This is a genomic window from Aquibacillus halophilus (genome assembly GCF_009649745.1).
GTDB classification, from domain to species: domain Bacteria; phylum Bacillota; class Bacilli; order Bacillales; family Amphibacillaceae; genus Aquibacillus; species Aquibacillus halophilus.
On record NZ_WJNG01000012.1, the window covers coordinates 1 to 14,371 of the forward strand.

Annotated in this window: 12 protein-coding genes, 23 tRNA genes and 1 rRNA gene; 32 read left to right on the forward strand and 4 right to left on the reverse strand. The window is 37.1% G+C overall.

Annotation, left to right across the window (positions count from 1 at the left end):
* Positions 1-24: 24 nt before the first annotated feature.
* The 30 genes from rrf to GH741_RS14430 all read left to right on the forward strand — a co-directional run bounded on the left by rrf (position 25) and on the right by GH741_RS14430 (position 7,831).
* Positions 25-140: ribosomal RNA gene (gene rrf, locus GH741_RS14285) — 5S ribosomal RNA — on the forward strand.
* A gap of 98 nt (positions 141-238) precedes the next feature.
* Positions 239-314, forward strand: a tRNA-Val gene (locus tag GH741_RS14290).
* 28 nt (positions 315-342) lie between these two features.
* Positions 343-419: transfer RNA gene (locus GH741_RS14295), tRNA-Met, on the forward strand.
* Between the two features lie 40 nt (positions 420-459).
* A tRNA-Asp gene (locus tag GH741_RS14300) sits at positions 460-536 on the forward strand.
* Positions 537-539: 3 nt separating this feature from the next.
* Positions 540-615: transfer RNA gene (locus tag GH741_RS14305), tRNA-Thr, on the forward strand.
* A 33-nt stretch (positions 616-648) separates the two neighbouring features.
* Positions 649-724 (forward strand) — tRNA-Lys (locus GH741_RS14310).
* 32 nt (positions 725-756) lie between these two features.
* Positions 757-841: transfer RNA gene (locus GH741_RS14315), tRNA-Leu, on the forward strand.
* 23 nt (positions 842-864) lie between these two features.
* Positions 865-953 (forward strand) — tRNA-Leu (locus GH741_RS14320).
* A gap of 4 nt (positions 954-957) precedes the next feature.
* Positions 958-1,034, forward strand: a tRNA-Arg gene (locus tag GH741_RS14325).
* Positions 1,035-1,037: 3 nt separating this feature from the next.
* Positions 1,038-1,114: transfer RNA gene (locus GH741_RS14330), tRNA-Pro, on the forward strand.
* Positions 1,115-1,123: 9 nt separating this feature from the next.
* Positions 1,124-1,196, forward strand: a tRNA-Ala gene (locus GH741_RS14335).
* An 18-nt stretch (positions 1,197-1,214) separates the two neighbouring features.
* Positions 1,215-1,288: transfer RNA gene (locus GH741_RS14340), tRNA-Met, on the forward strand.
* Positions 1,289-1,295: 7 nt separating this feature from the next.
* Positions 1,296-1,372: transfer RNA gene (locus GH741_RS14345), tRNA-Ile, on the forward strand.
* Positions 1,373-1,392: 20 nt separating this feature from the next.
* Positions 1,393-1,485 (forward strand) — tRNA-Ser (locus tag GH741_RS14350).
* A gap of 25 nt (positions 1,486-1,510) precedes the next feature.
* Positions 1,511-1,584: transfer RNA gene (locus tag GH741_RS14355), tRNA-Gly, on the forward strand.
* Positions 1,585-1,594: 10 nt separating this feature from the next.
* A tRNA-Ile gene (locus tag GH741_RS14360) sits at positions 1,595-1,668 on the forward strand.
* 85 nt (positions 1,669-1,753) lie between these two features.
* Positions 1,754-1,827: transfer RNA gene (locus GH741_RS14365), tRNA-Arg, on the forward strand.
* A gap of 187 nt (positions 1,828-2,014) precedes the next feature.
* Positions 2,015-2,089 (forward strand) — tRNA-Asn (locus GH741_RS14370).
* 2 nt (positions 2,090-2,091) lie between these two features.
* A tRNA-Ser gene (locus tag GH741_RS14375) sits at positions 2,092-2,182 on the forward strand.
* Positions 2,183-2,193: 11 nt separating this feature from the next.
* Positions 2,194-2,265 (forward strand) — tRNA-Glu (locus GH741_RS14380).
* 102 nt (positions 2,266-2,367) lie between these two features.
* Positions 2,368-2,443: transfer RNA gene (locus GH741_RS14385), tRNA-Val, on the forward strand.
* Positions 2,444-2,473: 30 nt separating this feature from the next.
* Positions 2,474-2,559 (forward strand) — tRNA-Tyr (locus GH741_RS14390).
* Positions 2,560-2,579: 20 nt separating this feature from the next.
* Positions 2,580-2,654, forward strand: a tRNA-Gln gene (locus tag GH741_RS14395).
* A gap of 27 nt (positions 2,655-2,681) precedes the next feature.
* Positions 2,682-2,754: transfer RNA gene (locus GH741_RS14400), tRNA-Ala, on the forward strand.
* A 148-nt stretch (positions 2,755-2,902) separates the two neighbouring features.
* Positions 2,903-4,093 (forward strand): DHH family phosphoesterase, encoded by a 1,191-nt coding sequence (locus GH741_RS14405; protein WP_153737459.1) that lies wholly within the window; start codon positions 2,903-2,905, stop codon positions 4,091-4,093.
* Between the two features lie 449 nt (positions 4,094-4,542).
* Entirely contained in the window at positions 4,543-5,574 is a 1,032-nt protein-coding gene (locus GH741_RS14410; RefSeq protein WP_338079459.1) for a S66 family peptidase, read from the forward strand.
* Positions 5,575-5,593: 19 nt separating this feature from the next.
* Positions 5,594-6,040, forward strand: a complete 447-nt coding sequence (locus GH741_RS14415) for a VOC family protein (protein WP_153737461.1) — start codon at positions 5,594-5,596, stop codon at positions 6,038-6,040.
* 153 nt (positions 6,041-6,193) lie between these two features.
* Positions 6,194-6,595 (forward strand): hypothetical protein, encoded by a 402-nt coding sequence (locus GH741_RS14420; RefSeq protein WP_153737462.1) that lies wholly within the window; start codon positions 6,194-6,196, stop codon positions 6,593-6,595.
* An 86-nt stretch (positions 6,596-6,681) separates the two neighbouring features.
* Positions 6,682-7,536 (forward strand): VanW family protein, encoded by an 855-nt coding sequence (locus GH741_RS14425; RefSeq protein WP_153737463.1) that lies wholly within the window; start codon positions 6,682-6,684, stop codon positions 7,534-7,536.
* Positions 7,537-7,573: 37 nt separating this feature from the next.
* A complete protein-coding gene (locus GH741_RS14430) occupies positions 7,574-7,831 on the forward strand; it encodes a hypothetical protein (protein WP_153737464.1) in 258 nt (85 codons plus the stop codon).
* A 77-nt stretch (positions 7,832-7,908) separates the two neighbouring features.
* Here the strand turns inward: GH741_RS14430 and GH741_RS14435 are convergent, their stop codons facing one another.
* Positions 7,909-8,682: a class I SAM-dependent methyltransferase gene (locus GH741_RS14435; protein ID WP_153737465.1), complete on the reverse strand. Its 774-nt coding sequence runs from the start codon at positions 8,680-8,682 to the stop codon at positions 7,909-7,911.
* A gap of 133 nt (positions 8,683-8,815) precedes the next feature.
* On the reverse strand, positions 8,816-9,610 hold the full coding sequence (locus GH741_RS14440; protein WP_153737466.1) for a carbonic anhydrase: 795 nt from the start codon (positions 9,608-9,610) through the stop codon (positions 8,816-8,818).
* A gap of 429 nt (positions 9,611-10,039) precedes the next feature.
* Between GH741_RS14440 and GH741_RS14445 the strand changes: the two genes are divergently transcribed.
* Entirely contained in the window at positions 10,040-12,121 is a 2,082-nt protein-coding gene (locus tag GH741_RS14445; protein ID WP_153737467.1) for a beta-glucosidase, read from the forward strand.
* A 77-nt stretch (positions 12,122-12,198) separates the two neighbouring features.
* Here GH741_RS14445 and GH741_RS14450 read toward each other — a convergent pair whose 3' ends face one another.
* Complete coding sequence (locus tag GH741_RS14450; protein WP_153737468.1) at positions 12,199-12,777, reverse strand: CBO0543 family protein; 579 nt, start codon at positions 12,775-12,777, stop codon at positions 12,199-12,201.
* A 134-nt stretch (positions 12,778-12,911) separates the two neighbouring features.
* Positions 12,912-13,577, reverse strand: coding sequence for a DUF421 domain-containing protein (locus GH741_RS14455; RefSeq protein ID WP_153737469.1), 666 nt, complete (start codon positions 13,575-13,577; stop codon positions 12,912-12,914).
* Between the two features lie 206 nt (positions 13,578-13,783).
* Between GH741_RS14455 and GH741_RS14460 the strand changes: the two genes are divergently transcribed.
* Positions 13,784-14,362, forward strand: coding sequence for a class I SAM-dependent methyltransferase (locus tag GH741_RS14460; RefSeq protein WP_153737470.1), 579 nt, complete (start codon positions 13,784-13,786; stop codon positions 14,360-14,362).
* Positions 14,363-14,371 lie beyond the last annotated feature (9 nt).

A 14,371-nucleotide genomic window follows, 5' to 3' on the forward strand; every position in this document is an offset into this window, starting at 1 on the left:
TATATATATCTTCATTTCTTTAGGTCTAGTGACAATAGCGGAGAGGTCACACCTGTTCCCATGCCGAACACAGTAGTTAAGCTCTCCAGCGCCCATGGTAGTTGGGGCTTTGCCCCTGCAAGAGTAGGACGTTGCTAGGCTGTTATTGAATTCCGACAAACTAGAGTTTTTGAAGCTTTAGTTATTACATTCAAGGCCCGCACGGGGTTTTAAAATATCCCGTACGGGCACTATTTTTGGAGGATTAGCTCAGCTGGGAGAGCACCTGCCTTACAAGCAGGGGGTCGCAGGTTCGAGCCCTGCATCCTCCACCATTTTAAAATAGGGTTATTCCTACATTATCGCGGGGTGGAGCAGTTCGGTAGCTCGTCGGGCTCATAACCCGAAGGTCGCAGGTTCAAATCCTGCCCCCGCAACCAAATATTTTTGGAATGATATTTTCACTATGTGAAAAACTCTGGTCCGGTAGTTCAGTTGGTTAGAATGCCTGCCTGTCACGCAGGAGGTCGCGGGTTCGAGTCCCGTCCGGACCGCCATATGCCGGCCTAGCTCAATTGGTAGAGCAACTGACTTGTAATCAGTAGGTTGGGGGTTCAAGTCCTCTGGCCGGCACCATTTAATATAGTTAATAGATAATTACTAAATCACGAGCCATTAGCTCAGTCGGTAGAGCATCTGACTTTTAATCAGAGGGTCGAAGGTTCAAGTCCTTCATGGCTCACCAAAGTTTTTTGCATTAGCAAAATAACTAATTTTGCGGGTGTGGCGGAATTGGCAGACGCGCTAGACTTAGGATCTAGTGTCTTATGACGTGGGGGTTCAAGTCCCTCCACCCGCACCAGTTTCAGTATCATCATTAGCCATGCCGGGGTGGCGGAATTGGCAGACGCACAGGACTTAAAATCCTGCGGTGGGTTTCCACCGTGCCGGTTCGAGTCCGGCCCTCGGCACCATTATGCGCCCGTAGCTCAATTGGATAGAGCACTTGACTACGAATCAAGAGGTTAGAGGTTCAAGTCCTCTCGGGCGCACCATATCGGGAAGTAGCTCAGCTTGGTAGAGCACTTGGTTTGGGACCAAGGGGTCGCAGGTTCAAATCCTGTCTTCCCGACCATTATTTTATGGGGCCTTAGCTCAGCTGGGAGAGCGCCTGCCTTGCACGCAGGAGGTCAGCGGTTCGATCCCGCTAGGCTCCATTGGTAATATATTGTTTTGGCGGTGTAGCTCAGCTGGCTAGAGCGTACGGTTCATACCCGTGAGGTCGGGGGTTCGATTCCCTCCGCCGCTACTTGATAGGACCCTTAGCTCAGTTGGTTAGAGCTATCGGCTCATAACCGATCGGTCGCAGGTTCGAATCCTGCAGGGTCCACCATTGGAATGTAAATTTAATACGGAGGAATACCCAAGTCTGGCTGAAGGGATCGGTCTTGAAAACCGACAGGGGCTTCGCGGCTCGCGGGGGTTCGAATCCCTCTTCCTCCTCCATAAAATTTAACTGTATTTTAAAAATGCGGGTGTAGTTTAGTGGTAAAACCTCAGCCTTCCAAGCTGATGTCGAGGGTTCGATTCCCTTCACCCGCTCCATTATAACTATGGGCCTGTAGCTCAGCTGGTTAGAGCGCACGCCTGATAAGCGTGAGGTCGGTGGTTCGAGTCCACTCAGGCCCATTAACCTCATTAAGAAGATCTTTATGAGGCATTTATTTTAATATAAACTTTGGTAAAAACTTGACAGGTTTATAATGTTTAACGTGCGCCCTTAGCTCAGCAGGATAGAGCAACAGCCTTCTAAGCTGTGGGTCAGAGGTTCGAATCCTCTAGGGCGCATAACTTTTTTTAGCTATAAATGAAAAGTACAGATTCAAATTATTCCACAGTAGCTGAACCGCAAACATCATCGAATTAGCATCCATGCAGGTTCTGCGAAAAGCGATAGCTCATCGATATGACTTCACGCTTTGAGCACATCCAATTCAAATGGAAGAGCTCGTTGAAAAGTACAGATTCAAATTATTCCACAGTAGCTCAGTGGTAGAGCAATCGGCTGTTAACCGATCGGTCGTAGGCTCGAGTCCTACCTGTGGAGCCAATGGAGAAGTACTCAAGTGGCTGAAGAGGCGCCCCTGCTAAGGGTGTAGGTCGTGTAAGCGGCGCGAGGGTTCAAATCCCTCCTTCTCCGCCATCTTTTTTTATGGCCCGTTGGTCAAGTGGTTAAGACACCGCCCTTTCACGGCGGTATCACGGGTTCGAATCCCGTACGGGTCACTTTTAAATAAAGCCATTCTATGAACGCACCAACTTGGGAATGACACATTAATCCCTTCAAATCACCCATCGCAACACATACCCTATCACAATCTTTCCACCGGAGGATTAGCTCAGCTGGGAGAGCACTTGCCTTACAAGCAAGGGGTCGCAGGTTCGAGCCCTGCATCCTCCACCATTTACTGAAATAAAAGACTTATTTATATATGGAGGGATAGCGAAGTTGGCCAAACGCGGCGGACTGTAAATCCGCTCCCATCGGGTTCGTAGGTTCGAGTCCTACTCCCTCCACCATATACCAAATAGAATTCTAATGGGCTATAGCCAAGCGGTAAGGCAACGGTTTTTGGTACCGTCACGCGCTGGTTCGAATCCAGCTAGCCCAGCCATTCCTATTTCAAAAAAATACTTACTTAGGGGCCTTAGCTCAGCTGGGAGAGCGCCTGCCTTGCACGCAGGAGGTCAGCGGTTCGATCCCGCTAGGCTCCATATTTCAAAAGGACTGCATTTAATGCAGTCCTTTTTTTGGAAAAGCCATGGTGGATCGTAATAAATGTTAGAACCAGAATTACATAGAAGTAGTATTTGTTGAATTATTTGTGAGGGTTAAATCCATACTAAATGCTGAGGTGAGATGATGTATAAACTGTTGTCACATAACGATCTAGATGGAGTCGGGTGTGGAATTTTAGCAAAGATTGCTTTTGGCAATCAGGTGAACGTTCGTTATAACTCCATTTCAAGTCTTGACCGAGAAGTGGCTTATTTTTTAGAAAATGATAATAAGGATACTTCCTTAATTATTACAGATTTATCTGTAAATGAACAAAATGAAAAAGGACTTGATGCTTTCTATCAGGCAGGTGGGAAAGTAAAGCTACTGGATCATCACAAAACAGCAATTGCTTTTAACGACTATGAATGGGGAGAAGTCTTAGTCGAGGATGAAAATGGAAAATTAACCTCAGCTACTTCGTTATTGTATAATTATCTTGTTACCCATCAGCTATTAGAACCCACAAGTATGATTGAAGAATTTGTAGAGCTTGTGAGGCAGTATGATACTTGGGAATGGGAAAAAAATGACAATATTAAAGCAAAACGATTAAATACGCTCTTTTTCTTGTTTTCTATTGATTCATTTGAAGAAAAGATGCTCGATAGGCTAAAGACAGGTGAGCATTTTTATTTTGATGAATTTGAGCAGAGAATACTTGAAATGGAAGAAAACACGATTGAACACTACATCCGTCGTAAAAGACGTCAGTTAGTACAAATCGAAGTTGGTGGTCATTATGCAGGTGTTGTCTACGCTGAATCGTATCACTCAGAGCTAGGAAATGAGCTTGGTAAAGAATACCCTCATCTTGACTATATCGTGATTTTAAATATAGGTGGCAAACGTATGGGTTTTCGTACCATTCATGACGATGTAGATGTTTCTAAAGTTGCCGGACATTATGGTGGAGGTGGACACGAGAAAGCATCGGGGTCTCTGTTGACGGATGAGGCTTACAATCAATTTGTAGCTAATACATTTCCTTTAGATCCCCTACAAGAAGATGCTAAACGTAATCGCTTTAATTTAAAACGATCAACATTTGGTTCCTTATATAAAAATCGGAATGAAGACATATTCCTTATACATCAAGTTAATGATCAGGAGTGGTCAATTGAACATAACCATACAACTATGGAACAAACCTTTTTTACCAGCTTTGATGAAGCAGAAAAATTTTTAAAAAGAAATTATCAAGCTTGGTTAGCTAGAGATGAGGCTTTTGTTAATTATTTGATGAAGGAAGTTTCAAAATCAACATACCGGTAATAATCTTAATCCCCTAAGTTTAAAGGCATAGCCTTTGACTTGAGGGGATTTTTTTTAGAGATTAACATTTTCTGTTAAAATGAAAATAGCATAAGTTTAGAAGGCAGATATTTATGTTTGAAATCGTGGTGCAGTAATTCTATTAGTTATTTACTTTTTTGTAAGTGAATTTCTTCTAAAAAGACGACTGAAAAGTAGGTGAATGGATTATTCAAAAAAGAGCGGCAAACCTTCTTTATTACAATTGAAATGATAATTCCTCGTTTGTCATAGGCTCAAGTATTGCTTTTAATAATTTCTTTTACTCACCTATTTTGCGAAGAACACCCATATTCGTGTTCTTCTTCTTTCTACGCAGTAAAGGATTTTTATAGTCTTCTTTTTTAAAAGGAAGTTATTAGAGTTTTATCGAATTATTATATAAAAAGCGAGATATGGAGGCTGTTGATGTGTTAGTAAAACCAAAAAAATTACAACCTGGTGATCGTATTGCAACAGTTAGTCCTTCCTGGGGTGGGGCTGGAGATCCAGAACTAAGATGGCGCTATGATCAAGGTATTCAACGATTAAAAGAGTTGTTTAGTCTTACGGTTGTCTCTATGCCGAATAGTTTGAAAGGGTCAGATTATATTTATGAGAATCCTAAAGCTCGTGCAGAGGATTTAATGACGGCTTTTACAGATAAGAGTATTAAGGGGATTTTCGCGAATATTGGAGGAGAAGATAGTATTCGCTTACTACCTTATATTGACTTTAATGTAATTCGAAACAACCCAAAAATCTTTATGGGTTATTCCGATGTAACAGTGAGCCATTTGTTTTGTCATAAAGCAGGAGTTTCTTCTTTTTATGGTCCAGCAATTTTAACTGACTTCGCCGAAAACATTGAAATGGATCCATATACAATTGATAAGGTTAAACGGACATTTTTTTCTAGTGAGATTATTGGTGAGATTCAGCCTGCTAAGGAATGGACGAGTGAACGATTAGAGTGGATTGAAGAGAATAAAAATAAACGCAGAAAAATGGAACACAATCAAGGGTATGAAGTTCTTCAAGGATTTGGTAGAGTTCAAGGACCTCTTATTGGCGGCTGCATTGAAGTACTTGAGTTCGCAAAAGGAACAGAAATATGGCCAGACAAGAAACATTGGGATAATAGCATTCTTTTCTTTGAAACATCAGAGGAAAAGCCTCCGCCAAGTCTAGTTAAATATTGGTTGCGAAATTATGCAGCACAAGGTTTGTTACAAAATGCCAAGGGGATTATTTTTGGCAAACCACAGGATGAAAGGTATTACCAAGAATATAAAAAGGAAATTTTAACTGTTATGCGAGAATATAATTTAGAGAAGTTACCTATTTTATATAATTTGAATTTTGGTCATACCGAACCCAAATTCGTTTTGCCCTACGGCGCTTTGGCTGAGATCGATTGTGAATTAGGGACTTTCTCGATATTGGAAAGTGGAGTGGAATAACATTAGAGGAGTGGAAGGGATGAATCGTTTAAATTTAATTACTTTGGGTGTAAGGAGCATGGTTGAATCACTTCATTTTTATCGGGATGGGCTCGGCTTTGAGGTAGTTATCCACGGGGATGAAACTAATCCCGACGTGATCTTTTTTAACAATGCTGGGACAAAAATTTCTCTTTTTCAAGCAAATCAGTTAGCGAAGGATATAAACGAAGAAAATCCGCCTGTGCTTGCTCAAGGATTTGGTGGCATTACACTTGCTTATAACGGAAAGTCTAAAGAAGAAGTCGATCAGATATTTATGTTAGCAGAAAAAGCAGGAGCAAGAATTGTTAAAAAAGCCCAAACTGTATTCTGGGGTGGGTATAGTGGGTATTTTCAGGATCCAAACGGATATTATTGGGAAGTAGCGTATGGAGCTGATTGGGAATTTGACGAAAGTGACATGTTAATTATTGGTGGAAACTAAAAAGTAGAGAAGGAGGATTTTTTACTCCTTCTTTTTCTATTTGCGCATAGTAAAATTAAATAATATTATATTGAAAAATTCAATCTTGTTTTTTCAGTTATAATAGTATGGAGCCTTTAAGATTATGTTAGTATTTATAAAGGAGGATACTATATGAGAGTATTAGGAGATAGTTTTAAATACCTTTTTTATGTTCTTGGATTTATTTTATTATTGGTTATTATAAGTGAAATTAATTCTTACTTCGCTAGTTTTGTTCGCGATACATATAGAGTATTTCCATGGGTTATATACTCTACCTTAATGTATATGCCAATTGGTATATATCTTGGGATACCGAAATTAATAAAAGAGTTCACCAAAGTAGGTAAGTGGAGGGTAAACGTTTTAAAGATTATCTTTGTTGGTTTTCCAATGCTTTATCTTTCATTTTATTGGTATCTTCCTATTCCAGTTTTTTTGATCAATCCTGATTCGTTATTTAGTTTTGGTACTATAATAGCGGGTTATATTTTAGTAGATAGTTTTAATAAAGAAGAGCGATTCTTTAGCTAGACTTTGAGACCACAAATTCCACAGTGATATTAGTAGAAAGTGTGATAATTCGTAACTAGGATTCATTTTAATATGGAGGAGATCTCATGGATTGGAGCTGGCAACAATCTCAAGCATTAAAACCCAGACAGCGAAGTATATTCAGGTTGTATTTAGGCACTAAATATTACCGCTTAAGAAGAATTATAGAATGGTACACTGATGGCAAACTATATGCGAAAGACATTGAGGCTAATCTTTATCCTAATCAAATTATAAAGCATCAAACTGTATTGCGACGCAAGTTAAAGGATGTAGACATGTGGTATCAAGAAAACAAAATTATTAATTTAAAAATTGCATTAAAAAAATTGAACGGATTGACGATCAAGCCTGGAGAAACATTTTCCTATTGGAGGTTAATTGGACAGCCTACAAAACAAAAGGGATATAGAGAAGGCATGGTTCTTCATTATGGGGCTTTTAAACCGGGTGTTGGAGGTGGATTGTGTCAGCTTTCAAATCTCATTTATTGGATGACCCTACATACAAAATTAACTATAAATGAGAGGCATCGACATAGTTACGATGTGTTTCCAGACTCTAAGCGGACACAACCTTTTGGTAGTGGTGCCACTTGCTCTTATAATTATTTGGATTTGCAAATTACTAACGAAACAAATCAGATTTATCAACTCAACTTGTATATGACTGATAACGATTTGGTCGGAGAGTGGTGTGCTGAATACCCTGAAATCATGTCTTACCAAGTCTATCAAAAAGATCATCGAATTACACACGAAAATTGGGGAGGATATGTAAGACATAACACTATCTTTCGAAAAGTTTTTAATGGTCAAAACGAGCTTGTAGATGATGAATATATTACTGAAAATCATGCACTTATGATGTATAATCCTCTTATTGAATATGAACAAGAGGAAGAGTCTGTTCGTTTTTGACAATAGCGTACGAACATAGGATGAAAGGAGTTTTACAATGAATGCAAACAGAGAAAAACAAATGATAAAATGGGAAAAGACGAGAGAATTTGGAAAGTGGAAATACATTTTAGTATCAGGAGTATTTGGTGGAGTAGTGTATTTTATTATCTCAATCCTATTAGATATAATGTTCAGTAGACCTTTCAACTTTTATGAGCACATAATAACCGGAATAATTTTTGGTTTTGTGTATGGACTTGTGTCTTGGATGTTAAGTGAAAGAAATTATAAGAAATATAAAGAGAACAGTTAAGAATAAGGATCGATAAGACTAAAAGAAAAGAAGGAACTAAATATGGTTCCTTCTTTTCTTATAAAGCCCTCACATTATCACTTAACACCTATGACCCTGATTCTTTTGTAATCAGCAATCCAGACACCATCTTCTAATAGAGTGTCACTTAAGCTATGCTCTACATTAGTTATTATCAAACTGACTGTTTCTTCATCAATTCCAGCAAACATTGATTGTCCAAACATGTTAATCCAATTTCGTAGTCCGTTTTCTCCTTCTAATGGCGTAGGTCTTTTAAAGTGAGTAGCAAAAGTGACTTCAAAACCTTCTTTTTCCATTTGGGTTGAATACTCACCTATACTTGGAAAATACCAAGGAAAACGTTCCTCAGCATAGGTTAATCCTAAAAGCTCCATCTCTTGTTTAATTTGGTTTGTTATAAAGAGCACATTTCCCTTGCCTCCAAACTCAGCAACAAAACGGCCACCATCTTTTAAGCTATTGTAAATGCAGGAAAGTGCTTTTTGTGGGGGAGTTACCCAATGCAGGGTAGCGTTAGAAAAAATTGCGTCAAATTCTTCAGTGTACTTTAATTCAGTTGCATCTCCAACGGTGAACTTTATGTATGGATATTTACTTTTTGCTCGCTGGATCATATTTTCTGACTTATCGATTCCCACGACATTTACCCCATGATCATAAAGTTTTTTCGATATATCACCAGTTCCACAACCAAGATCAAGGATATGTTCGTTAGGCTTTGGAGCCAAGAAATTAATCAAATCATTACCATACTCAGAGACAAAAGAATGTTTTCCATCGTAAAGTTTGGCATTCCATGAATCACTACTTTGTTGACTTTGGTTCATAATATCCCCCCTAAAAGATACTAGATCTAAACTGATCTAAACTGTTAATTAAGTGAATTATAGGCTATAAATCCTTAAATTAGAATGTTTTTGTTTTAAATTATATCTACTTTTGAGAATTTTGAAAAATACGTTACTTTTGTAAGTATACTTCACGTTCATTAATTGGTTGTAAAGGTCGGCTATTTTCCGGGAATAGTTCAGTAATTTTGTTAATTTGACGTTTTGACATTTCAATTGGATGCTTGAAAATAAGCCATTCAACCCCTTCTGTACAAGGAGGAGTAGTTAGTGAACCTTTATATTTAAAAAAATCTTTTTGTTTTGGGAGAAGGTTCGCTATATCTATTGTTTTTTCTATCCGATGTATTTTACTATCTGTCTTAGGAACATTTTCAAGTATTTTTGAAATAATATTATTGGTGTCACCGGCTTTAACCCAGATCCCAATTACAGTGAGTCTCCCCGTTGAATCTTGATGAACTAAATGAACCTCAACCGGGAATCTCCTATTATCCAATTGATGTTCACTTGGGTGATGAAAATGTATTTGTTGAAGGTGATATTGTGTAGTGCCAATTGTAACTGAGTTTTTTTCATTATAGGGTACTACTTCTATAGTACGCCCACTATTTTTTACTGAAAATATAGTAGGAGTGTACTTAAATGAAATATCTTCTAGACCAGAGGTTTGGATGGCTTTTGCTGTTCTAATATTAATCGGGGATTGCATGGAGCCTATAGTACACTGGATAAATGTTGGATCCAACAACCCCCAATATCGCGGCCCTGTTTTTCCAAAATATGACCATTCCAGTTGTCTTTTTGATGAGACAGGATCTGAATTTATTGGACCATTAAATATGTTAGAAATTATAAAAAATATTAAAGTAAATACTAGTAACTTACGAAATCGTTCTTTATACATCTTAGAAATCCTTTCCTACGTTTTTTTGCTCACGTTTTTGTATTTAAGATTTTTCCGGTGGATTATCAATACCTTCTAATATTGTTCCACCTAACACATCAAGTATCCAAACTCGGTTAACGAAACATTGAATCATTCCACACTTTCATAGATAATAAATTTTCAGTTATTTTTTTTTGTTTTATTGATGTTTTTATTTGCTTAAATGCAAATGATAATGTGAACAAAATGATACAAAGCTTTAAAATATGATATCAATAGAAAATTTTCATTTAATATCTAGCTTGAAATCTGCTAGAATTAAAAAGTAAATGATTTTAAATACATGGATGAGTTGGCTAAACCTATCTAGTAATTTGTAAAGGGATAGTTATCCTATGGAAATGAAAGCGATTTAATTTTAAAATGAAAGAATACGGGGGACATACTATGACAGTGACAAAGCAGGATCGTTTAGCTTACACGGCTAAAGCAGAAGAAATTGTTAGTAAGATGACATTAGAAGAAAAAGTGTACTTAATGAGTGGTAAGATGCCATTTGAACAATTGATGGCCGATATTGCTAAAGGTCATCATTACAATTGGTACCCATACCCAGCAGGGGGTAACGACAGATTAGATGTTCCTGAAATGAAGTTCGTTGATGGGCCTAGAGGTGTAGTTTCTGGAAATAGTACGTGCTTTCCAGTATCAATGGCTAGAGGTGCTGCCTTTGATAAAGACCTTGAACAACGCATAGGTAATGCGATTGGTAAGGAAATTAGAGCGCACGGTGGGAACCTTTTTGGTGGGGTTTGTGTTAATCTGCCACGTAATCCGGGGTGGGGTAGAAGTCAGGAAGTATATGGTGAGGATTCGTTTCATTTAGGTGCGATGGGGGCTGCTTTAACTAAAGGAGTTCAAGAGGAAAATGTAATCGCATGTGTCAAACATTATGCTTTCAACAGTATGGAAAATGCGCGATTTAAGGTCAGTGTAAAGGCTGATAAACGAACAGAGCGCGAGGTGTATTTAGCTCATTTTAAAGATTGTGTTGATGCAGGAGCAGCTAGTATTATGAGCGCGTATAACTTGTATCAAGGAACCTTTGCCGGACATAGTGATTATCTGTTAAATCAAGTACTAAAAGATGAATGGGATTTTGACGGCTTTGTTATTAGTGATTTCATTTGGGGAGTCAAGGATACAGTCGAGGGTGCTAATGGTGGTATGGATATTGAAATGTGCCACACAAAATATTTTGGTGCTCACCTAGTTGAAGCCGTTAATAATGGACATGTAAAAGAAGAGAAAATTGATGAAGCTGCATTACGAATTGTTCGAACGCTACTTGCTTTTACTGAGGCTGACAATAAGGAGTACAGCAAGGAATTAATTGGCAGCAAAGAGCACATTGCCCTAGCTTTAGAAGCTGCAGAAAAATCATTAACACTGATGAAAAATGATGGAGCTGTATTGCCATTTTCAAAAACAGAGACAAAGCGAATTGCAGTGATAGGGAAACTTGGGGACAAAGGAAATATTGGAGACCATGGATCAAGTCGTGTGTTCCCAGATTACATTGTTACACCGTTAGAAGGGCTACAAAAATTAATGCCAAATACTGAAGTGATTTTTAATGATGGCTCAGATTTAGAACAAGCTAAAGAGCTGGCGAAATCTGTTGACGCTGTTGTGTTCGTAGTCGGATATAATCATGATGATGAAGGTGAGTTCATTAACAATCCTGATGAAGATGTAGATGCCTTGGGCGATGGAGATGCTGGTTTTGGTGCTGGTGGTGATCGGATGACATCCCTAGGACTCCATGATGAAGAAGTATCGTTGATTAAATCAGTAGGCCCTTTAAACACTAATTCAGTCGCTATCTTAATTGGTGGTAATACAATAATGATAGAGGAATGGAAAACAGAAGTCTCTGCAATCTTAATGGCATATTATCCAGGAATGGAAGGTGGAACTGCATTAGCTAAGACTTTGTTCGGAGATGTCAATCCTAGTGGTAAATTGCCATTTGTTCTACCACAGCATGAAAGTGACTTACCACAAACTGATTGGGATGCGACAGAGATTACTTATGATTACTATCATGGATATACAAAATTAGAGAAAGAGGGAATTGAACCTTCCTTACCATTTGGTTTTGGGATGTCTTATACAACTTTTACTATATCAAGTGCAACCTTTGAGCAAGAGGGAGATAGTATTGTCGCAACATGTGAAGTAGAAAATACAGGAGAATATACAGGAACAGAAGTCATCCAACTGTATGTAGGGTATAGTAACTCAAAGATAGATAGACCTGTTAAGGTACTACGCGGATTTGAACGTGTGGAGCTCAAACCAGCTCAAAAACAACTAGTTAAGGTTACTTGTCCAATTGAAAAAATAAAATGGTTTAATGAAGCAACAAACAAATGGGAATTAGAAGAAATGGACTATGATGTCTATATTGGAAATAGTAGTGATATGAAAAACTTGATCCAAGGTACTGTAACATTGAAAGGTTAAGTAAAAATAGTTAGAAAGAGATCACTTAAAATTAGGTGATCTCTTTTACTATAATTTATTTAGTTAAAAGCAAATGTTTAAGACTTATCTATATATTTTCCCCTTAAATATATAAAGACTTTAGTAACGATAATGGCTAAAGACAAAATAAGGAGATAGTTTAAGAAAAGGTAAAAGTAATTCATTCCCTTTTCGAGCTGCATTAAATTTACCGACACTAGAAGTGGTTTAATTACAAAAGAAAAGATAGCACTTAAAATAACTCCATATAAAAAAACATTCCTATTATGATTAAGACACCATTGATATACCAACATAAAACAAACAGGAACAAGTGATACATCTAAAGCTACATTAACTGGCATGATAGGTATTACCTGGAAAGGATAAGTGACATGCGCTGTTCTCATGGCAATTGCATCAGAATAAGCGAACCAGGTATGTATATTAAAGCCATAAAAACCAATTTGAAATATTTTTCTTTTATCAATAGCGAAATATATAACAATTAACGGGATGATCAACATCAGTAGAATAGCCCAGAATTGCCATGTTTCCCAAGTGGAGTAATCTTTCCAATACTCTGTCCACATTTTAACCACTTTTTCTTGTTCTTGTAATATTTTATCTAACTGTTCATTTTGCGCTTCTGTCATTACACTAACCACCTACAAGAAAGTTATTTATATTATCCCTTTGTTATTATGAATAATACTAGGTCATCTTTTCACTTGGAATAACACTTATAACCTTATAACTATTGTGACTTAGCACTAATCAACGTTAAAAATTATTGTTCTGCGTAAATTTTTAATAAATAATTTTTATCTTTTACTGTAGCTAGAAAGATTTTCTTAATATCACTATGTCCCTGTGCTAGAAGTTCTTCTTTTAACCATTGATGATCTTTCATTATGGACTTTAAGTTTTTAAGTTGAACTTTTCCCTCAACAATCACTGCTATGGGGAATCCTTCATCAACTGTAGATAAATTTAACTGACTTTGTGTATTAGCAACCCTATTATTTTGTGAGAGAATACTTATATTACCATTGGGTTCTAGCAAGGCATAATCTACCTCGTCGATATCTAAATAACCAGCAGTCCGGATAGATGACAGTAATTCCATCAATGTGTAGCGACTACTTCTTAAATTAGCTGGCATAATTTCTCCATTCTTAATTAAAAAGGTGGGCTCGCCCATGAGAAGTTTATTTAACTTATTCCATAGGCTCAATTTTGAAATGGACAAATAAATAACCACCACAACAATAACCCCAACTATACCCTGCGAAATTCCCTGGATCTTAATCGAACCGAAAAGTAAATAGGCTAAGAAAAAAATTGCTCCAAAGTCCTGTGGTGTCAATTGAGCTAGGGCTGTTTTCCCTAAAATTCTGATTGCTACTATGTAAACAATATATATAATAATTACTTGTCCAATAAAAAGTAACATAATAACACCTCATAGGATAAATTCCACATAATACAATGGTTTGTCTATTTATTTAAAACTATGCAATTTTTGAAAAAAGAAAAGAGTCTCAAATAAGGAGAAAGAACTGTTGTATTCTATAACATATAATTCCATTATTTTACATGAGAATTAGATTTAATTCAGACACACACTAACTCCTATAAAAGTATGAGAGGAGTAGGTTAATGGAGTTATCGCCTGTTTTGTACCATAAGCTTATACGCCCAAAATGGAGCACCCATAAACATATACATCAAAATGTAAAAGAACATTTTGATCTTGAAAATAAGAAAATCCTAGATTTCGGTGCAGGCACAGGAGCTAATTGTGCATTGTGTAGTCCTAGTAATTATTATGGTATCGATCCCGATATGAAAAGAATTTCTTATGCTCAACGTGTTTATCCTGAGTACACATTTAATGTATTTAAAGATGATAAAATTCAATTAGAGGATTCTTCCATTGATATAATATTGATTGTCGCAGTATTACATCATATCCCACCAGTTAAAATTGGATTGTATATAAAAGAATTTCAAAGAATTCTAAATCCAATTGAAGGTAAAGTTATTATTATCGAACCTTGTTTTACTAATGAAAAGTCTATTAGTAATTGGTTTATGAAGAATAATGATAATGGAAATCATATACAAGACGAACAGGGGTATTTAGATTATTTTGAACGGCATGGTTTTATGTCTAAAGTTTTAAAAAAGTATAGAAAGCACTTCTTTTATAATGAGCTATTCTTTTGCGCTTATTAGGTTTTATTT